19 protein-coding genes are annotated in these 20,103 nt (G+C 67.6%); 14 read left to right on the forward strand and 5 right to left on the reverse strand.

The genetic code is table 11. The features are described from left to right. The 3 genes from G3N94_RS30470 to G3N94_RS30480 form a co-directional block, all read left to right on the forward strand. Window positions 1-714: ABC transporter ATP-binding protein (locus tag G3N94_RS30470; protein ID WP_205796754.1), on the forward strand; the 714-nt coding region annotated here is incomplete at its 5' end. After that, window positions 711-1,415, forward strand: coding sequence for an ATP-binding cassette domain-containing protein (locus G3N94_RS30475; protein ID WP_205796757.1), 705 nt, complete (start codon window positions 711-713; stop codon window positions 1,413-1,415). The genes G3N94_RS30470 and G3N94_RS30475, both read left to right, overlap by 4 nt. Window positions 1,416-1,600: 185 nt before the next feature. Further along, entirely contained in the window at window positions 1,601-2,347 is a 747-nt protein-coding gene (locus tag G3N94_RS30480) for a glucose 1-dehydrogenase (RefSeq protein ID WP_205796760.1), read from the forward strand. A 24-nt stretch (window positions 2,348-2,371) separates the two neighbouring features. Here the strand turns inward: G3N94_RS30480 and G3N94_RS30485 are convergent, their stop codons facing one another. The 5 genes from G3N94_RS30485 to iolC form a co-directional block, all read right to left on the reverse strand. Continuing rightward, window positions 2,372-2,863: a heme-binding protein gene (locus G3N94_RS30485; protein WP_205796762.1), complete on the reverse strand. Its 492-nt coding sequence runs from the start codon at window positions 2,861-2,863 to the stop codon at window positions 2,372-2,374. Between the two features lie 97 nt (window positions 2,864-2,960). Next, entirely contained in the window at window positions 2,961-3,779 is an 819-nt protein-coding gene (iolB, locus tag G3N94_RS30490) for a 5-deoxy-glucuronate isomerase (protein WP_205796765.1), read from the reverse strand. Between the two features lie 32 nt (window positions 3,780-3,811). Continuing rightward, window positions 3,812-4,741, reverse strand: a complete 930-nt coding sequence (gene iolE, locus G3N94_RS30495; protein WP_205796768.1) for a myo-inosose-2 dehydratase — start codon at window positions 4,739-4,741, stop codon at window positions 3,812-3,814. Between the two features lie 60 nt (window positions 4,742-4,801). After that, entirely contained in the window at window positions 4,802-6,700 is a 1,899-nt protein-coding gene (gene iolD / locus G3N94_RS30500; protein WP_205796771.1) for a 3D-(3,5/4)-trihydroxycyclohexane-1,2-dione acylhydrolase (decyclizing), read from the reverse strand. 44 nt (window positions 6,701-6,744) lie between these two features. Next, on the reverse strand, window positions 6,745-8,697 hold the full coding sequence (iolC, locus tag G3N94_RS30505; protein ID WP_205796773.1) for a 5-dehydro-2-deoxygluconokinase: 1,953 nt from the start codon (window positions 8,695-8,697) through the stop codon (window positions 6,745-6,747). 319 nt (window positions 8,698-9,016) lie between these two features. Between iolC and G3N94_RS30510 the strand changes: the two genes are divergently transcribed. From G3N94_RS30510 to G3N94_RS30560, 11 genes are all read left to right on the forward strand, one after another. Then, the gene (locus G3N94_RS30510; RefSeq protein WP_205796776.1) at window positions 9,017-9,943 is read left to right on the forward strand and encodes a sugar ABC transporter substrate-binding protein; all 927 of its coding nucleotides are present in this window, start codon (window positions 9,017-9,019) and stop codon (window positions 9,941-9,943) included. A gap of 67 nt (window positions 9,944-10,010) precedes the next feature. Further along, complete coding sequence (locus tag G3N94_RS30515; protein WP_205796779.1) at window positions 10,011-11,579, forward strand: sugar ABC transporter ATP-binding protein; 1,569 nt, start codon at window positions 10,011-10,013, stop codon at window positions 11,577-11,579. Between the two features lie 36 nt (window positions 11,580-11,615). Continuing rightward, window positions 11,616-12,641, forward strand: coding sequence for an ABC transporter permease (locus tag G3N94_RS30520; RefSeq protein ID WP_205796796.1), 1,026 nt, complete (start codon window positions 11,616-11,618; stop codon window positions 12,639-12,641). 43 nt (window positions 12,642-12,684) lie between these two features. Then, a complete protein-coding gene (locus G3N94_RS30525; RefSeq protein WP_205796781.1) occupies window positions 12,685-13,596 on the forward strand; it encodes a sugar phosphate isomerase/epimerase in 912 nt (303 codons plus the stop codon). Window positions 13,597-13,706: 110 nt separating this feature from the next. Next, window positions 13,707-14,720, forward strand: a complete 1,014-nt coding sequence (locus G3N94_RS30530) for a Gfo/Idh/MocA family oxidoreductase (RefSeq protein WP_205796784.1) — start codon at window positions 13,707-13,709, stop codon at window positions 14,718-14,720. A gap of 57 nt (window positions 14,721-14,777) precedes the next feature. Next, window positions 14,778-15,704, forward strand: coding sequence for a TIM barrel protein (locus tag G3N94_RS30535; protein WP_205796787.1), 927 nt, complete (start codon window positions 14,778-14,780; stop codon window positions 15,702-15,704). 25 nt (window positions 15,705-15,729) lie between these two features. After that, on the forward strand, window positions 15,730-16,902 hold the full coding sequence (locus tag G3N94_RS30540; protein WP_205796789.1) for a Gfo/Idh/MocA family oxidoreductase: 1,173 nt from the start codon (window positions 15,730-15,732) through the stop codon (window positions 16,900-16,902). 299 nt (window positions 16,903-17,201) lie between these two features. Beyond that, on the forward strand, window positions 17,202-18,092 hold the full coding sequence (locus tag G3N94_RS30545) for a MurR/RpiR family transcriptional regulator (RefSeq protein ID WP_205796790.1): 891 nt from the start codon (window positions 17,202-17,204) through the stop codon (window positions 18,090-18,092). Window positions 18,093-18,183: 91 nt separating this feature from the next. Continuing rightward, window positions 18,184-18,411, forward strand: coding sequence for a sulfurtransferase TusA family protein (locus G3N94_RS30550; protein ID WP_038713912.1), 228 nt, complete (start codon window positions 18,184-18,186; stop codon window positions 18,409-18,411). Between the two features lie 266 nt (window positions 18,412-18,677). Further along, window positions 18,678-19,091 carry a hypothetical protein gene (locus G3N94_RS30555; RefSeq protein ID WP_205796792.1) on the forward strand — a complete coding sequence of 138 codons (414 nt, stop codon included), beginning with the start codon at window positions 18,678-18,680 and terminating at the stop codon, window positions 19,089-19,091. 286 nt (window positions 19,092-19,377) lie between these two features. Further along, a complete protein-coding gene (locus tag G3N94_RS30560; RefSeq protein ID WP_205796794.1) occupies window positions 19,378-20,082 on the forward strand; it encodes a response regulator transcription factor in 705 nt (234 codons plus the stop codon). The last annotated feature ends 21 nt before the right edge of the window (window positions 20,083-20,103 follow it).

Here is a 20,103-nt window from a genome sequence, read left to right on the forward strand (position 1 = left end):
CGCTTCGGCGCGCAGACGGTGCTCGACGGCGTCGAGCTGGCGGTCGCGGCCGGCGAGCGTCACGCGTTGATCGGGCCGAACGGCGCGGGCAAGTCGACGCTGTTCAACGTGATCGCGGGGGCCGTCCGGCCGACGCGCGGGCGTGTCGTGCTGCACGGCGTCGAGCTGCGCGGACGCGGGCCCGTCGCCGCGAGCCGGCTCGGCATCGGCCGCAGCTTCCAGCAGACGAGCGCGTTTGCGCGCCTCACGGTATTTGACAACCTGCGCTGCGCGGCGCTGCATGCGCCGGCCGAACGGCGGCGCTGGTGGAACCGCGTGTGCGAATCCGCGTCGGTCGACCGCGCGGCCGCGCAGGTGCTGCACGACGTCGGCCTCGATGCGTATCGCGACACGCCGGCGGCCGCACTCGGCTACGCGGAGCAGCGCGCGCTCGATCTCGCGATCGCGCTCGCGAGCGGTGCGCGCACGCTGCTGCTCGACGAGCCGACGGCCGGCATGAATCGCGCGCAGGCCGCGCGGATGATCGAGCTGATTCGCACGACGACGCGGGGCCGCACGGTGCTGATGATCGAGCACGACATGGACACGGTGTTCGGCTTCGCGGAACGGATCACGGTGCTCGTGCGTGGGGCAGTGGTCGCGACCGGTGCGCCGGACGCGATCCGCGCCGATCCGGCCGTGCGCGCAGCCTATCTCGGCGACGGCTTCGCATGAGCGCGCTGCTCGAGCTCCGCGGCCTGCGCGCGTGGTACGGGATGCAGCCCGTGCTCGATGGCGTCGACCTCGCGCTGGCGCCGGGCGAGACGCTTGCGCTGATCGGGCGCAACGGGTCGGGGCGCTCGACGCTCGCGAAGGCGGTGATGGGGCTCGTGCGCACGGGCGGATCGGTGCGGATCGCGGGCATCGAATGCGCGGGCGCGCGGACCTTCGAGATCGCGCGGCGCGGTGTCGCGTATGTTGCCGAGAGCCGCGACGTGTTTCCGCTGCTGAGCGTGCGCGACAACCTGCTGCTCGGATTGCGCCGGGTTCGCGGCGCGGCGGCGCGCGCCGAGTTCGACCGGCTGCTCGCGCGCTTTCCGTTGCTCGCCGCGCGCGCGGACGTGAAGGCCGGCCGCCTGTCGGGCGGCGAGCAGCAGGTGCTCGCGCTGGTGCGCGCGCTCGCGGGCGGGCCGCGCGTGCTGATCGTCGACGAGCCCGCAGAAGGGCTCGCGCCGCTCGCGGTCGACGAGATCGGCGCGTGTCTTGCGGCACTGCAGGCGGACGGCGTCGCGATCGTGCTGATCGAACAGCGGCTGCAGCTCGCGCCGCGGCTGACGCGGCGGGTCGCGGTGATGGGGCGCGGCAGGATCGTGTACGACGGCGAGCTTGACGGGCTGCGCGGGGAAGTGGTCGATATGTGGCTGAGCGCGGGCTGAGTGCGAGCTGATCGGGGTCTGACGGCTTGCGCCCGACGATTGTTCGTCCGGTCCCGCAACTCAATTCGTCCCGAGCGCCTTTATCGACATCGACGGAGCGCTTAGATTTTCGTCATCGCCGGCTGCCTGCTACGCCAGGGCAGCCGGTCCGATTCATCATGCGATATGAATTGAGGATGGAAATCATGAGCAAGCTTGCAGGCAAGGTAGCAGTGGTGACGGGCGGTTCCAAGGGTATCGGGGCCGCAATTGCAAAGGCCCTGGCCGCCGAAGGCGCGTCGGTCGTCGTCAACTATGCGAGCAGCAAGGCCGGTGCTGATGCGGTCGTGAGCGCGATCGACGCGGCGGGCGGCAACGCGGTCGCGGTCGGCGGCGACGTATCGAAGGCAGCGGACGCGCAGCACATCATCGACACGGCCGTCGAAACGTACGGACACCTCGATATCCTCGTCAACAATTCCGGCATCTACGAATTCGCGCCGGTCGAAGCGATCACGGAAGAGCATTTCCGCAAGCAATTCGACACGAACGTGCTCGGCGTGCTGTTGACGACGCAGGCGGCCGTGAAGCATCTCGGCGACGGCGCGAGCATCATCAACATCAGCTCGGTGGTGACCACGATCACGCCGCCGGCAAGCGCGGTCTACAGCGGCACGAAGGGCGCAGTGGACGCGATCACCGGCGTGCTCGCGCGCGAACTCGGCCCGCGCAAGATCCGCGTGAACGCGATCAACCCGGGCGTGGTCGTGACCGAGGGCACGCACAGCGCGGGGATCGTCGGCTCCGAACTCGAAGCGTCCGCGCTCAGTCAGACGCCGCTGGGCCGCGTGGGCCAGCCGGACGACATCGCGTCGATTGCCGTCTTTCTCGCATCGGACGACGCGCGCTGGATGACGGGCGAACTCGTTCGCGCGAGCGGCGGCATGCGCTGAGCCGACAGGCAGGTTCGCCGGCGCCTACGCGATCCGCATCAGGCTGGCCGAGCCGACGTACCACCGGATGCTCTCGACGGCGAGTTCGTGATTGCGAACGGAATCGAGTCCGGCGATCGTCATCGCGCCGGCCAGTTCGGTGGCCGCGACGCGTAGCGGCACGCCGCCGCCTTCCAGCGCGTAATCGTCGCCGGACAGCCCTTCGGAGCGTAGCGACAGTCCGTCGCGCGCGAACGCGATGCCCACTTCGAGCGAGCTCCTGCCGAACCGGAACACCGTGTTCTGCTTGCGCCGGATCGTTTCGCAATCCTCCGCGCCGCTGCCGTCGAGCGCGCAGTAGAACAGCGGCGCGCGGGCGGACACGACGCTCACCGCGACGGCCAGGCCGCGGCGCGACGCGATGTTGATGGCGATGTCGCCGAGCCGGCGCGCGGCATCGGCGTTCAAGCACGGCAGCATCGTGCTCGACGCCTGCTGCTCGAACGTCTCGTCATCGATGCGGAAGAATCGCCTCATCTTTACCTCCTGTCACGACAACTCATGCCCGCCAGGCCGGCCGCACACGGCCGGTCCTGCGCGCCACGCGCAACGACCCGATCGCGCCGCGGCGAGGTCAGCCACCGGCCGGCGCATCGAGCATCCACTCGTGGGCCGGATCGTTCTTGAACGCCCATGCGCGGCTCGGGCCGGCCATCACGTTCAGGTAGTACAGGTTGTAGCCGTGCGGCGCGACGACCGGATGGTAGCCGCGCGGCACCATCACGACGTCGTGGTTCTCGACCACGCATGCTTCGTCGAGGCTGCGGTCGTCGGTATAGACGCGCTGGAACGCGAAACCCTGCGGCGGATCGATCCGGTGATAGTAGGTTTCCTCGAGCACGGTTTCGTCGGGCGCGGCGTCGCGGTCGTGCTTGTGCGGCGGATAGCTGCTCGAATGGCTGGCCGGCGTGATCACCTCGACGACGAGCAGCCGGTCGGCCGCCGGGTTGTCGCCCATCAGGATGTCGCACACGTAGCGCGTGTTGGTGCCTTTGCCGCGCACCATCCGGCGCATGTGTTCGCCGTCGAGACGGCGCACCGTCTTGTCGCCGCTCACGTACGGCGCGGTGCACAGCGCGACTTCTGCGTCGCGCGTTGCGACCAGCGTGGCGGTCTTGCCGCCCGGCACGTACAGCGCGTCCGGCGATACGTCTTCGAAAACGCTGTCGCGCTTGCCGAGCGCATCGTAGGTTGCGCCTTCGACTTCCGCGCGCAGCGTGCCGGTGAGCACGACCACGCACAGCTCGCGCGAGCCGGTGTCGACGGTTTCGCTGTCGCCGGCCTTCAGGCGCAGCACGCGAAAGCCGACGTGCTTCCAGCCGGCCGACTCAGGCGTGACGTTGCAGATTTCGCGGTCGGGCGACGCCTTGACCAGCAGGGGAGAGATCGTCATGGAAGAGGCTCCGCAATTCGGGGGCAGGGGGCTCAGGCGCTCAGCTTGTCGACGATCGCGCGCAGCGTGTCGTAACCCTTCTTCGCGTACGGATAGCTCGGCGCGACGGCGGGATCCTGCTCGGCCTCGACCACCAGCCAGCCTTCGTAGTTCGCTTCCTTGAGCGCGCGCAGTGTTGCCTCGTAATCGAGCGCGCCGTCGCCGGGCACGGTGAAGGTGCCGTTGATCACGCCGTTCAGGAAGCTCCAGCCGTCGTTGCGCGCCTGCGTGACGACCTGCGCCCGCACGTCCTTGCAATGCACATGGACGACGCGCGCGACGTGCTTCTTCAGGAGTGCGACCGGGTCGGCGGCGCCGCCGAAGTACGCATGGCCCGTGTCGAACAGCAGGAACACCTTTGCCGGATCGGTAAGGGCCATCAGGCGGTCGACGTCGTCGGGCGACTCGACGTACGCGCCCATGTGGTGGTGATACGCGAGTTTGATCCCGTAGGTCGACAGCAGATGCGCGCCGAACGCGTTCAGGCGCGCCGCGTAGCGCTGCCACGATTCGTCGTCGATGAAGCGCGGCCGCTTCGCGACGGGCGTGTCGATGTTGCCCTGGATCGTGCCCGCGCACTCGCCGTACACGACCACCTTCACGTCGTTGTACTGCAGCTTCGCCATATGCGCGTGGCAGCGCTCGATCTCGGCGGCGACCGCCTGCGCGTCACTGATGCCGGGCGGGACTTCCGCGAGAAAGCCCGAGTACCAGCCCGACACGCAGACGAGGCCGTATTCGGCGAGCTTGGCTTTCAGCGCGGGGCCGGTCTTCGGAAACTTGTTGCCGAGCTCGAAACCGGCATAGCCGATTTCCGCGCCTTCCTTCAGCGCCGTTTCGAGCGGCGTTTCGCCGCCGAGGGACGGCAGGTCGTCGTTCATCCACGACAGGGGATTGATGCCGATGCGAACGTTCCAGCTCATGAATCTTTCCTTGGTTCGGGTGATGGGACGCGGTGCAGGCAGGCGCGCGGCGCCTGCCGGTCAGCGCCGCTGTCGGGTCTTCTCGTCGAGATAGTCGCGATGCGCGCGCTCGACGTCGGGCCGCGCGGACACCTGCGGCACCGCGACCTCCCACCATGCGCCGCCGTCGTCGGTCGTGCGATGGTGCGTCGTGTCGATCACGAGCACCTGGCTCGTCGTTGCCGCACGCGCACGGCGCAGCTCGCGGCGCATTTCAGCGACGTCGCGCACGTGCACGGCTTCGGCGCCCATCGCGCGCGCGTGCATCGCGAAGTCGATCGTCGAGCGCGCGCCGCCTTCCGGAACGCAGTCGTCGAGCATGTTGTTGAAGCTCGCGCCGCCGCACTTCAGCTGCAGGCGCTCGATGCAGCCGTAGCCGCGGTTGTCGAGGATCACGACGATGATCTTGCGGCCGAGCATCACCGACGTCGCGAGTTCGGCGTTGAGCATCATGTACGAGCCGTCGCCGACCATCACGATCACTTCGCGCTCCGGCCGCGCGAGCTTCGCGCCGAGGCCGCCCGCGACTTCGTAGCCCATGCACGAATACGCGTAATCCATGTGGTAGTTGCCGGGCAGGCCGCTGCGCCACAGCTTGTGCAGCTCGGCCGGCAGCGTGCCGGCCGCGCACACGACGAGGTCGTTGCGGGCGCTGTCGACGCCCGCGTCGGCGGCCGACTCGCGCACCGCGCCGATCACCTCGGCGTCGTACGGCAGCGTGTCGTACGGCAGCGTGTCGTTCGGCACATGGTTCGTCAGTTCGGTCACGCGGGCCACCCACGCGGCGGCGTGGTCGCGGCAGGTTGCGGTCCACGCGGAGTCGGCGCGCCAGCCGGCGAGCGCGGCGGACACCTGGCCGAGCCCGGTGCGCGCATCCGCGACGAGCTGCTGGCCGCGCTTCTTGCCCGCGTCAAATGGCTGCACGTTCAGGCTCAGCAGCTTCGCATGGCCGAACAGCGCGTGCGAGCCGGTCGTGAAGTCCTGCAGCCGCGTGCCGACCGCGAAAACGACGTCGCATTGCGCGGCCGCGCGGTTCGCGGCGGGCGAGCCTGTCACGCCGATCGAGCCGAGGTTCAACGGGTGGTCCCACGCGAGGCTGCCCTTGCCGGCCTGCGATTCGGCGACCGGCACGCCATGCGTGTCGGCGAACGCGCGCAGCGCGTCCCACGCGTGGCTGTACAGCACGCCGCCGCCGGCGACGATCAGCGGCTTTTTCGCGGACTTCAGCAGGTCGATCGCATCGGCCAGCTCGACGGCGTCGGCCGGCGGGCGGCGCATCCGGATCAGTGGCGGTGCGAAGAAATCCTCGGGCCAGTCATACGCGAAGGTCTGCACGTCCTGCGGCAGCGCAACGCACACGGGCCCGCACTGCGCGGGGTCGGTCATTACCTGGATCGCGCGCGGCAGCGCGACCAGCAATTGCTCGGGCGACGTGATCCGGTCGAAGTAGCGCGTGACCGGGCGGAAGCAGTCGTTCGCGCTGACGTCGCCCTGCTCGAAGCTCTCGACCTGTTGCAGCACGGGGTCGGGCTGGCGCGACACGAACACGTCGCCCGGCAGCAGCAGCAGCGGCAGCCGCGCGACGTGCGCGAGCGCGGCCGACGTCAGCATGTTGGTCGCACCGGGGCCGATGCTCGACGTCACGGCCATCATCCGCTGGCGGAAGTTCGCTTTCGCGAACGCGACCGCCGCGTTGGCCATCCCTTGCTCGTTGTGTGCGCGCAAGGTCGGCAGCCGGTCCTGTTCGGCCTGCAGCGCCTCGCCGAGCCCGGCCACGTTGCCGTGGCCGAAGATCGCGAACACGCCGCCGCAGTACGGCAGGATTTCGGTGCGGCCGTCCGGCTGGACCACTTCGGCGCGCAGCGCAGCCAGGTAACGCACGAGCGCCTGGCTGACAGTCAGTCTCACGGTTGTTGTCATCGTCTCTGTCGATCTCGTTTGTCGTGACGTCGTGATGCCGGCGCTCAGGCCGTGGGCCGCGCGAGTGCGCGCCGGCCCAGCCACGCGTCGACCAGTTGCGCGAAATTGCCGGCCACCTCGTCGATGAACGCCTGGTCGCCGACGTCGCCGCCGAGCCACTTCAGCGACGCGTCCGCCCACAGCGTGCGCCCGACCATGAAGCCCTTGACGATCGGGTTGGTCGCGAAGCGGAAGCTGTCGACCAGGTATTGCAGCGGCTGGTTCAGCCCGAGGATCACCGCGCCTCGGCAATGCGGGTCGCGCTCGGCGATCAGTGCCTCGAGCCGTGTCCAGCCATCGGCGCTCATCGGCGCGAGCTTCCACCATTCGGGCCTGACGCCGAGGTTGTAGAAGCGTGCGACCGTGCGCAGCACCGCGTCGTCCTCGGTGCCGGCCGGCGTCACCGCGCGCGGCGGGATGATTTCCAGCAGCAGTTCGTTGCCGCTCTCGCGGGTCGCTTCCCACAGTTCGAGCACGCGCTGCTCCTGCGCGACGCGCAGGTCGACCGCGTCGTCGGGGTGATAGTGCACGAGACACTTGACGACCTGTTCCGTCGGCCAGTGGGTGAGGGTGGAACCGACCGAGCGCGTGTCGTCGAAGCGCAGCGGCCGGGAGCCCGGCAGTTCGACCGGCCGGCCGACCCACCAGCCGCGCCCGGTCGCGGACGCGAGCGCGTCGCTGCCGTACGCGCCGCCGTCGATCAGCACGCCGACATGGCCCTGGATCCCGCGGTCGCGCTCGACTTGCTCGGCGGCACGCACCAGCAGCCGCTTGAGCGCCTTGATCCGCGCTTCGTCGGCGCCGGCCTGCACGGCGAGGTCGTAGAACTGGCTGCGGTGGTCGAACGCCATCACGCACAGATCGTTCCAGTCGCGGCGCGCGACGCTCACGCGGTGCAGGTGCGCGAGCTCGCGATCCGCATCGACCACCGGATTTCGGCTGCCGTTGAACCAGTGCTCCAGCTCCGCGGGCGTCGGCATCGCGGCCGAGCATGCATGACGCGACACGACGATCGCGCCGCACGCATTCGCGGTGCGCGTGGCGTCGGCCCAGTCGCGGCCGCGCAGCAGCCCGGACAGCAGGCCCGACAGGAACGCGTCGCCTGCGCCGAGCACGTTGAGCACTTCGACACGCTCGCCGGCAAAGGTCGGCGCGTCGTCGATGCGCTCGGGAATCGCGCTGTCGATCACGCAGCAGCCGAGCGCGCCGCGCTTGACGACCAGCACCGCATCGGTGGTGCGGCGGACCGCGCGCAGCGACGCGATCAGGTCGTGCGGCACGCCGCCCGCGATCAGGAATTCCTCCTCGGTGCCGACCAGCAGGTCGAACTCGCCGAGCACCTGCTGCAGTTGCCGCGACACGTGCTCGTCCGCGACGTAGCGGTTCTCGCCGGCGCCGCGGCCGGTCAGGCCCCACAACACGGGGCGATAGTCGATGTCGAGGATCCGCACGACGCCGTGGCGGCGCGCATAGTCGAGCGCCGTCAGCGACGCCTCGCGCGTGGCCGGCGTGGACAGGTGCGTGCCCGTGATCGCCAGCGCGCGGCAGCCGGCGATGAAGTCCTCGCGGATCTCGTCGGCGCGCACGGCCATGTCGGCGCAGTTCTCGCGCACGAACAGCAGCGGAAACGTGTCGCGGTCCTTCAGCCCGAGCAGCACCAGCGCGGTGAGGCGCTCGGGGTCGGTCTGCAACTGGCTCGTATCGCAGCCTTCGCGCTCGAGCGTCTCGCGCAGGAAGCGGCCCATCTGCTCGTCGCCGACGCGCGAGATCATCGCGGTCTTCAGGCCCAGTCGCGCGACGCCGAACGCGACGTTGCCCGACGAGCCGCCCAGATACATCTGGAAGGTGCGCGCGTCTTCGAGACGGCTACCGTACTGCTGTGCATAAAGGTCCACGGCCACCCGGCCGAGACAGGCCAGATCGATGGGGCGACCACTCGGAAAGTTCAACAGGCTCATATCACTCGTCACGCTCGCGGCCGGCGTCTGACCTTGCCGGCAGGTTGAGGACAGGGCGGGCGGATCGTCTTTCCCGACGCTGGCCAGACGCTGGCGTCTGGCGCGAAGGAGATCCGCCCTCCGGGGATTCGGGGCTACGGACGAAGTCTAGTGTTTTTGGAAATTCAGTTCCCTAGGTGAAATCACGTAGAAAAATATTTCCAAAAAATAGTCGGCGTGCTCTACAGTTTCGTCCTGAAGCTTCGGTCCGTATCGGACTCGGTCTGGTGGTGCATCGCGCACCACTTTCCGCCACAGAGATGAAGGAGACAGATTGATCATGAAAACCAAGCTGATGGCTGCCGCTGCCGCCGCGATCCTCGCGATGCCGCTCGCCCATGCCGAGAAGATCGGGGTGACGATGGCGTCCTTCGACGACACGTTCCTGACCATCCTGCGCAACGGCATCGGCGATGCCGCGAAGAAGGACGGCGCCGGCGTGCAGATCGAGGATGCCGGCAACGACGTCGGCAAGCAGCTCAGTCAGGTGCAGAACATGATCGCGCAGAAGGTCGACGCGATCATCGTGAACCCGGTCGACACCGATGCGACGCCGAAGATCACGAAGATGGTCACTGCGGCGAAGATCCCGCTCGTCTACGTGAACCGCAAGCCGGTCGATTTCGAGAAGCTGCCGGCCGGCGTCGCGGTCGTCGCGTCGGACGAGAAGCAGTCGGGCACGCTGCAGGCGCGCCAGGTGTGCAAGCTGCTCGGCGGCAAGGGCGACATCCTGGTGCTGATGGGCGAGCTGTCCAACGAATCGGCGCGCGCCCGCACCAAGGACATCGAGGACGTGATCGCGACGAAGGAATGCTCGGGCATGAAGATCGTCGACAAGCGCGAAGGCAAGTGGAGCCGCACGCAGGGCCAGGACATCACGATGAACTGGCTGAGCTCCGGCACGAAGTACGACGCGATCGTCTCCAACAACGACGAAATGGCGATCGGCGCGATCAACGCGCTGAAGGCCGCGCGCAAGTGGACGCCGAAGACGATCGTCGCGGGCATCGACGCGACGCCTGACGGGCTCGCGTCGATGAAGAGCGGCGAGCTGAAGGTGTCGGTGTTCCAGAACGCGGCCGGGCAGGGTTCGCAGGCGGTCGACGCCGCGCTCAAGCTCGCGAAGAAGCAGAAGGTGGACCGCTTCGTGAACGTGCCGTTCGAGCTCGTCACGCCCGACAACATGAGCCAGTACGCAAAGCATTGACCGGCCATCCGCTGCAGTGCGCGGGCCGGCGGCGACGCGGCCCGCGCGCGATTTTCGAGGAACGTTCATGTCCCCAGCCAAGATGATGGCCCGGCCGATGTCCAGCGACGACCCGCCGACCCAATCGTCGACCTCGTCGACCTCGTCCGCCCCCGACTGCCTGCTGGAAGTCCGCGGCGTGGGCAAATCCTTTCCCGGCGTCGTCGCGCTCGACGGCGTGCAGTTCCGCGTGCGGCGCGGCACCGTTCATGCGCTGATGGGCGAGAACGGCGCCGGCAAGTCGACGCTGATGAAGATCATCGCCGGCGTCTATACGCCGGACAAGGGCGAGATTCGCCTGAAAGGCGAGCCGGTCACGCTGAACGGCCCGCTCGACGCGCTCGACCGCGGCATCGCGATGATCCACCAGGAACTCAACCTGATGCCGTACATGACGGTCGCGGAGAACATCTGGATCCGCCGCGAACCGAAGAACCGCTTCGGGCTGATCGACCATGCGGCGCTGCGCAGCAAGACCGCGGCGCTGTTCGAGCGCCTGTCGATCGACGTCGACCCCGACGCCGAGGTGCGCACGCTGACGGTCGCGAGCCGCCAGATGGTCGAGATCGCGAAGGCGGTGTCGTTCGACTCGGACGTGCTGATCATGGACGAGCCGACGTCGGCGCTGACCGACAAGGAAGTCGTCCACCTGTTCCGCATCATTCGCCAGCTGCGCGAGCAGGGCAAGGGCATCGTCTACATCACGCACAAGATGAACGAGCTGTTCGAGATCGCCGACGAGTTCTCGGTGTTCCGCGACGGCAAGTACATCGGTACGCATGCATCGAGCGACGTCACGCGCGACGACATCATCCGGATGATGGTCGGGCGCGAGATCACGCAGATGTTCCCGAAGGAAGACGTGCCGATCGGCGACGTCGTGCTGTCGGTGAAGAACCTCGGTGTGAGCGGCGTGTTCCGCGACGTGAGCTTCGAGCTGCGCGCGGGCGAGATTCTCGGCGTCGCGGGCCTCGTCGGCTCGGGGCGCTCGAACGTCGCGGAGGCGCTGTTCGGCGTCGTGCCGGCGACTTCCGGCGAGATCCGTATCGACGGCAAGCCGGTGCGGATCGCGTCGCCCGAGCAGGCAATGAAGCACGGGATGGCGTTCCTCACCGAGGACCGCAAGGACACCGGCTGCTTCCTGAACCTCGACCTGCTCGCGAACATGGAAGCGGCGGTGCTGAAGAACCGCTACGTGAAGTTCAACTTCGTGCAGCACGCGCAACTGAAGCGCGACTGCGAGGAGATGAGCCGGACGCTGCGCGTGAAGGCGCCGGGGCTGCACGAGGAAATCCAGAACCTGTCGGGCGGCAACCAGCAGAAGGTGCTGATCGGGCGCTGGCTGCTGACCCAGCCGCGGATCCTGATCCTCGACGAGCCGACGCGCGGCATCGACGTCGGCGCGAAGGCCGAGATCCACCGCCTCGTGAGCGCGCTGGCCGGCAAGGGCGTCGCGGTGCTGATGATCTCGTCGGAGATGCCGGAGGTGCTCGGCATGAGCGACCGGATCATGGTCATGCACGAAGGCCGGATGACGGGCATCGTCGAGCGCAAGGACGCCGACCAGGTGCGCATCATGGACCTGGCATCACAGTGATCGCGGTGACTCGAACAAAGCATGGAGACAACTGAAATGGGCAACCTCAATTCGATCGCGGACGCACAGTCCATGACGGCCAAGACACGGCGCGCGAAGTGGCCGCCGGAACTCAGCATTTTCCTCGTGCTGGTGGGCATCAGCCTGTTCTTCGAGATCGCGGGCTGGATCGTCGTCGGCCAGAGCTTCATCTTCAACGCGGAACGGCTCGAGATCATCGTCCTGCAGATGGCCGTGATCGGCATCATCGCGGTGGGCGTCAACCTCGTGATCATCACGAGCGGCATCGACCTGTCGTCGGGGTCCGTGGTCGCGGCGGCGGCGGTGGTGTCCGCGAGCCTCGCGCAGGTGTCCGACTTTCCGCGCGCGGTGTTTCCGCACCTGACGGATCTGCCGGTGATCTGGCCGGTGCTCGCGGGCGTCTGCGTCGGGCTGCTGGTCGGCCTGCTCAACGGTTCGCTGATCGCGTTTACCGGGATCCCGCCGTTCATCGCGACGCTCGGCACGATGGTCGCCGCCCGCGGCTTCGCGAAGTGGTTCACCAACGGCATGCCGGTGTCGATGCTGACCGACCCGTTCGCGGCGATCGGCTCGGGCGCCAATCCGGTGATCATCTTCATCGTGATCGCGGCGATTTTCCACGTGGTGCTGCGCTACACGCGGTTCGGCAAGTACACGTACGCAATCGGCGCGAACCGTCAGGCGGCGGTCGTATCGGGCATCAACGTGACCCGTCACCTGGTTCTCGTGTATGCGATCGCCGGCCTGTTGAGCGGCATCGCGGGCACCGTGACCGCGGCACGCGCGATCTCCGGACAGTCGGGGATGGGCGTGATGTACGAACTCGACGCGATCGCGGCGGTCGTGATCGGCGGCACGTCGCTGTCGGGCGGCCTCGGGCGCGTGACGGGCACCGTGATCGGCGTGCTGATCCTCGGCGTGATGACGTCGGGCTTCACGTTCATCCGCATCGACGCGTACTACCAGGAGATGGTCAAGGGCGCGATCATCGTCGCGGCCGTGATCGCCGACCAGTATCGCAACAAGAAAGCGCGCCGCTGATACCCGCGACGGCCGCCGACACGGGAATCGACCAAGGATAGCCATGAAGATTGCTCTGGATCCCTACATGATCCGCCATGTGCCGCTAGACCGGCTGCCGCACGCGGTGGCCGAACTCGGCTACGACCAGATCGAGCTGTCGCCGCGCAGCGACTTCCTCGACTGGTGGGTGATGCCGCGCGCGACCCGCGAACGCATGGCGGGGTTCCGGCAGGCGCTGCATGCGAGCGGCGTGGGCCTCGCGTCGCTGCAGCCGATGTACCGCTGGGCGAGCCCGTTCGACGACGAGCGGCAATGGGCCGTGCGCTGCTGGAAGAAGGCGATCGAGGTCGCCGTCGACATGGAGTGCCCGCTGATGGTGTCGGAGTTCGGCCGCGGCGCGTCGCCGGAACGCTCGGTCGGCGAGCGGCCGGGCGCGAACCCGAAGGAGCTGTGCGAAGCCGCGTGGTTCCGTTCGATGGACGAGCTGCTGCCGATTCTCGAGCGCGAACGCATCACGCTGTCGGTCGAGCCGCACCCCGAGGACTGGATCGAACAGCTTCAGCCGGCCGTCGACATCGTGAAGAACATCGGCTCGTCCGCGCTGAAGATCTCGTATATCGCGCCGCATACGTTTTATTACGGCGACGACATGGCGGCGACGATCCGCGAGGCCGCGCCGGTGCTCGCACACGTGCGCGTCGCCGATACGTTCGATCACCGGAAGAGCAGTCAGCTCCGCTACATCGTCAACCCGCCGGGCTCGACGCAGATCCGCGTGCACCAGCATCTGGACATCGGGCAGGGCGAGATCGACTGGGACGTGTTCTTCCGCTCGCTCGGCGAGGTCGGTTTCGACGGCGTGATGTCGTCCTGCGTGTTTGCGTGGGAAGAGCGCGCGGATGCGTCGTCCCGCTTCATGCGCGACGAAATGCAGCGCTACATCGACCAGTATTTCCGCGCCGCGGCGCGGTGAGCTTGCCGGCGCGATCGCGTCGGCTGCAAGTCGGCGAAGAGTCGACGAAGAGTCGGCAACAAGCATCGGTGACCCGCGCGCCGCGCGGGTCTGACAACGTGGAGACAAACATGACTTTGCAAATCGGCGTGATCGGTTGCGGCGCGATCGGCCAGGATCACATCCGCAGGCTGACCCGCACGCTGTCGGGCGCCACGGTGGTTGCGGTGACCGACATCGATCCGCGGCAGGCGCACGACGCCGTGACGAAATACGGGCTGTCGGCCGAGGTATATGGCGACGGACATCAGGTGATCGATGCGGCGGACGTGCAGGCAGTGCTCGTCACGTCGTGGGGCCCGACGCACGAGGAATTCGTGCTGAAGGCGATCGCACGCGGCAAGCCGGTGTTCTGCGAGAAGCCGCTCGCGACCACCGCCGAAGGCTGCCTGCGGATCGTCGAGGCCGAGCAGGCGCATGGCCGCCGGCTCGTGCAGGTCGGCTTCATGCGTCCGTACGACGAAGGCTATCGCGCGCTGAAGCAGGTGATCGCGAGCGGCACGATCGGCGCGCCGCTGATACTGCACTGTGCGCACCGCAACCAGTCGGTTGGCGATCGCTACACGACGGACATGGCGATCACCGACACGCTGATCCACGAACTCGACGTGTTGCGCTGGCTGCTCGACGACGACTACGTGAGCGCGCAGGTCGTGTACCCGAAGAAGACCCGCCATGCGTCGGCGCACCTCGCCGATCCGCAGATCGTGCTGCTCGAAACGGCGAACGGCGTGCGTATCGACGTCGAGATTTTCGTGAATTGCCAGTACGGCTACGACATCCAGTGCGAAGTGGTGGGCGAGGACGGCATCGCGAAGCTGCCCGACCCGCCGGCGGTGTCGATGAAGCATGCGGCGCGGCATGCGACGGCGATCATGACCGACTGGAAGGAGCGCTTCATCGCGTCGTACGACGTCGAGCTGCAGGCGTTCGTCGACGGCGTGCGGCAGGGTGCGCTGACGGGGCCGTCGGCATGGGACGGGTATGCAGCCGCGGCGGCCGCGGACGCGTGCGTGCGCGCGCAGCAGAGCGGGGCGGTCGAGCCTATCGCGATGGCCGTGCGCCCGGCGTTCTATGCCGCATGACGGCGGTGCCGTTTTCACCACCCGGCCGCGGGCCGGGATCTTCTTCGACAGACTGACATGACGATGAAAATAGGTTGCGCGCCGTGCTGCTGGGGCGTTGACGACGTGAAGAACCCGCACCTGCCGGCGTGGCAGCACGTGCTGTCCGAGGCGTCGGAAGCCGGATACTCGGGCATCGAGCTCGGCCCGTACGGCTACATCCCGCTGGAGCTGGACGTCGTTCGCGCGGAACTGGAACGGCAGCGCCTGAGCATCACGGCGGGCACGATCTTCGACGACCTCGTGTCGCCGGAGAACCTGCCGAGCCTGCTGCGCCAGACGCGCGAGATCTGCGCGCTGATCACGCAGCTGCCGCAATTGCCGACCCAGGACGGGCAGCGCTACGCGGCGCCGTACCTCGTCGTGATGGACTGGGGGCACCCGGAGCGCGATTACGCGGCCGGCCACGCGGACCGCGCGCCGCGCCTGTCCGACGCGCGCTGGGCGGGCATGGTCGAGCACATCCGGCAGATCGGGGAAAACGCGCGCGACGAGTTCGGCGTGCGCGCGGTCATCCATCCGCATGCGGGCGGCTATATCGAATTCGCCGACGAGATCGACCGGATCGTCGCCGACATCCCGGCAGAAACGGCCGGCCTGTGTCTCGACACCGGACATCTGCACTACTCGGGCATGGACCCGGCAACATGGCTGCGCCGGCATGCCGAACGCATCGACTACGTCCATTTTAAGGACATCGACGCGGCGACCTACGACGCGGTGATGGGCGAGCACATCGCGTTCTTCGCCGCGTGCGCGCGCGGCGTGATGTGCCCGATCGGCAAGGGCGTGCTCGACTACCCGGCCATCAAGCGCACGCTCGACGACATCGGCTATGCCGGCTACATCACGATCGAGCAGGAACGCGATCCGCGCAACGCGGGCACCAGCCTGCGCGACGTCGCGGCAAGCCGCGCGTTCCTCGCATCGGCGGGATTTGCTTGAACCCTACACAAGGAATGCAATCATCATGATCGACGGACAGATTTTGCTCGGACACTCGATTCCCTGGGGCATGGTCGGCGGCGGCCTCGGCAGCCAGATCGGCTACAGCCACCGCTCGGCCGCGTTGCGCGACGGCAGCTTCCAGCTCGTCGCGGGCGCGTTCGACATCGATCCGCAGCGCGGCCGCCAGTTCGGCGTGAAGCTCGGCGTGGCCGCCGAGCGCTGCTACGACGACTACCGGACGATGTTCGAGGTCGAGGCGCGCCGCCCGGACGGCATTCGCGCGGTGTCGATCGCGACGCCGAACAACACGCACTTCGAGATTTGCCGCGCGGCGCTGAACGCGGGGCTGCATGTAGTCTGCGAGAAACCGCTGTGCTTCACGACGGCCGAGGCCGAGGAACTGCAGCGCGTCGCGGCCGAGAAGAACAAGATCGTCGGTGTCGCGTACGGTTATTCCGGACACCAGATGATCGAGCAGGCGCGCGAGATGATCGCGCGCGGCGATCTCGGCGAGATCCGCATCGTGCAGATGCAGTTTGCGCACGGCTTTCACAGCGAGGGCGTCGAAGCCGCGAACCCCGCGACCCGCTGGCGCGTGGATCCGAAGTTCGCGGGCCCGAGCTACGTGCTCGGCGACATCGGCACGCATCCGCTGTACATCTCCGAAGTGATGGTGCCGGACCTGAAGATCAGGCGGCTGATGTGCTCGCGGCAGAGCTTCGTGAAGAGCCGCGCGCCGCTCGAGGACAATGCGTTCACGATCATGGAATACGACAGCGGCGCGATCGGCTACGTGTGGTCGAGCGCGGTGAATGCGGGCTCGATGCACAGCCAGAAGGTGCGCGTGATCGGCTCGAAGGCGAGCATCGAATGGTGGGACGAGCATCCGAACCAGCTGCGCTACGAGGTTCAGGGGCAGCCGGCACAGATCCTCGATCGCGGGATGGGCTACCTGCATCCGCACGCGCTGCGCGACGACCGGATCGGTGCGGGGCACCCGGAAGGCCTGTTCGAAGCCTGGTCGAATCTGTACTCGCGGTTCGCGCTCGCGATGGATGCGACCGACCGGCGCGATACCGAGACGCTGAAGGGCATCCGCTATCCGGACGTCCATGCCGGTGTCGAAGGGGTGCGCTGGGTCGAGAACTGCGTGCGCTCCGCGGACGAGGGCGGCGTCTGGATCGACTATCGCTGATCGGACGTATGACGACTGGCCGCAGCGCGGCGCAAGCTGCGTCGTCGCGCGGCTGCACGCACATTCGCACATTGGTAGACGCCCTAATATTTACGCCGCGTGGCGAGCGTTGGAAAATAATTTCCAATCGTGTCGCGCAGCACAGGCAAGCGGTGATCGAGCGCGTGGGCGCGGCGACGTGACGACGTTGTCCGGGCAACGGGATTAGAATCGCCCCCCACGCATGTGTTCAGGTGAGCCCCGGCCGGATCCTCCGCCGCAGGAGGCGAGTGCCGGGACTGTCAACTACGCGCCATCCGATGAGTCCATCCCAGAACCCTCCCGCCACCGTCGAGCAGTTCCTGCAGCGTCTGACGCAGGAATATGACGGGCTGAGCAATCGCCTCAAGGTGATCGCGCGTCATGTCGAGACGCAACGGGACCAGCTTGGCCTCGAAGGCATCCAGTCGCTCGCCGAGCAATGCGGCGTGCAGCCGTCCGCGGTCGTGCGCTTCGCGAAGCATTTCGGCTTCTCGGGCTTTTCCGAGATGCAGCGGCTGTTCCGCGACGGCCTCGCGCAGCAGATCGCGCCGGGGCGCGCGTATAACCTGCGCCTGCGCGACGTGATCGAATCGGGTTCGTCGAGCCTGCAGCCCGAGCAGATCGTCGACGAGTTCATCAAGGGCAGTATTGCCGGCATGCAGCAGCTGCGCCAGACGCTGGATCCGAAAGCGTTCGCGCAGGCCGTCGACCTGCTTGCCGATACGCAGGCGATCTGGATCGCCGGTTCACGGCGCGCGTTCCCGATCGCCGCCTACCTCGATTACGCGCTGCAGCACACCGACAAGCGCATTGGCCTCATCAGCGCGCTCGGCAGCATGCAGCTCGGACAGATCCGCTCGGTGCGCGCGGGCGATGTGCTGATCGCGATTTCGTTCATGCCGTATGCGGAAGAGACGGTGCAGGTCGCGCAGCAGGCCGCGCAGCGCGGCGCACGCGTGATTGCGATCACCGACAGCCGGATGAGCCCGCTCGCGCGCGACGCCGAGGCGACGCTGCTCGTGCAGGACAGCGCGACGTTCGGGTTTCGCGCGCTGACGGCGACGATGGGCCTCGCGCAGAGCCTGTTCGTCGCGCTGGCCTACCGGCTCGAGCTTTCGTACCTGCCGACGGCGCCCGACGGCACGCGCGACACCAAGGAGACGACCTGACGGACGCGCCCGGCAGGGGCGGCGGGGCTGCGGTAAAATTGTGGATTCCTCCAGCGCCGCGTGCGGCGCGTCATTCGAAGGTCGACAGGCGATGCAGATTCACAAGGAAGTGGACGCGCGCGGGCTCAATTGCCCGCTGCCGATCCTGCGCGCGAAGAAAGCGCTCGCGGACATGGAAAGCGGGCAGATTCTCAAGGTGCTCGCGACCGATCCCGGCTCGCAGCGCGATTTCGCCGCGTTCGCGAAACAGACGGGCAACGAGATCGTCGAGTCGTCGACGCAGGACAAGACCTTCGTGTTCCTGATGCGCCGCCGCTGACGGCCGGCATCGGGCAACGTTCGCGCCGCGCCGCGCCCCGCGCCGCGAGGCGCTCCCACAGCGCTCCCCCGGCGCGGGCGGTGCCCGCGTGCCCGCTTGAGCGCCGTCGGGCGTCTGACAATTCTTAAACCTCGCTTCGCTACCGGCTGCGTATACTGACCCGGCCGGTCGTCCGCGCTCGACGCATGCACCGGCCACGGTACGTCGATTCGAGGCGGGCACGGGGGCCCATGCCAGACGCTGCCGTCGTACAACGGGGAGAGAACATGTCCTTCGGACCAGGGACCATTCGAAGTCCGTCCGCAGCGGAACGCACCGCGCCAGCGCGCGCGCTCGGGTTGAGCCGTATCGAGCTCGACCCGCAACATGACCGTCATGCGCGCGCCGCGCTGGAAGCCTATGCCGATTCTGCCGCGGCGGATATGCCGTGGCTCGCCGAATGGCTGCGCGAAGCCGCACCGGACGGGGAGCCGGGCCTCACGCATTGCGGGGCCACCGTCGAACGCGTGTTCGACCTGGCCCATGCATGCGCGGCGAGTCAGCCCGACTATGCCGCCTCGGCGTGGGAACGGGTGCGCGGCCAGTTGCTGCGGGTGCTGGGGCAGCCCGCGCCGGGGCCGGTCGCGCTGCGGCAGTCTGCGCCGGCAGGCGGGCAAGCGTGCGTCGCGCGCGCCGAATAGGCGCGCGGACCGCGTTGCCGGAAGGATTATTCGAAGAAAGGACCATAGTCCGCGCAAATCCTTGGCGTATTTCATACTACTATGCTGAAATCGCCGGTTCGTCCGCGCCCCGTTTTTGAGATATTTGCCGGTTTCACCCGCTAGCGCGCCGCGCACGCGGGGGCAGACGCAGCTTGCCGGCCGGGCAGTACCGATGCCGGTGCGCCTGTCGTGCAGGCAGCACGGCAGCACGGCGGTGAGCGCGAGGGGCCGAACTGGACGGATGGATTTCGTTTTGCGGGGTGCTATGAGAATTGCTGTACTGGATGACGATCCGGCCCAGACCGACTTCGTCAGTCAAACGCTGACGGCCGCGGGCCATACCTGCTATGCGTTCAAGGAAGGCAAGGCGCTGAAGAAGCGCTTGCAGCGCGAGACGTTCGATCTGCTCGTGCTCGACTGGAACGTGCCCGACATGTCGGGCGAGGAAGTGCTGAAGTGGGTGCGTGCCAATCAGACCGAGCACAGCCTGCCGATCATCTTCATGACGAGCCGCGACGATGAAGCGGGGATCACGCAGATCCTCAACGCCGGCGCGGACGACTACGTCGTCAAGCCGGTGTCCGGCCCGATCCTGCGCGCGCGGATCGGCTCGCTGCTGCGCCGCGCATACCCGGTCAACGCCGAGGCGACGGTGCGCGAATTCGACCAGTTCCGCTTCGACGTGAACCTGAAACAGGCGTACGTCGGCGACAAGCCGGTGAGCCTCACGCAGAAGGAGTTCGAACTCGCGCTGCTGCTGTTCCAGCATCTCGACCGGCCGCTGTCGCGCGCACACATTCTCGATCTGGTCTGGAAGCAGGCCACCGACATTCCGTCGCGCACGATGGATACGCACGTGTCGATGCTGCGTACGAAGCTCGGCCTGCGGCCGGAGAACGGCTACCGTCTTGCGCCGATCTACGGCTACGGCTATCGCCTCGAACGGGTCGGCCAAGGGGAACCCGAGTGACCATGTCGATCACGCAACGCG

Origin of the sequence: Burkholderia sp. Ac-20353 (assembly GCF_017104785.1) — a bacterium.
Lineage (GTDB): Bacteria > Pseudomonadota > Gammaproteobacteria > Burkholderiales > Burkholderiaceae > Burkholderia.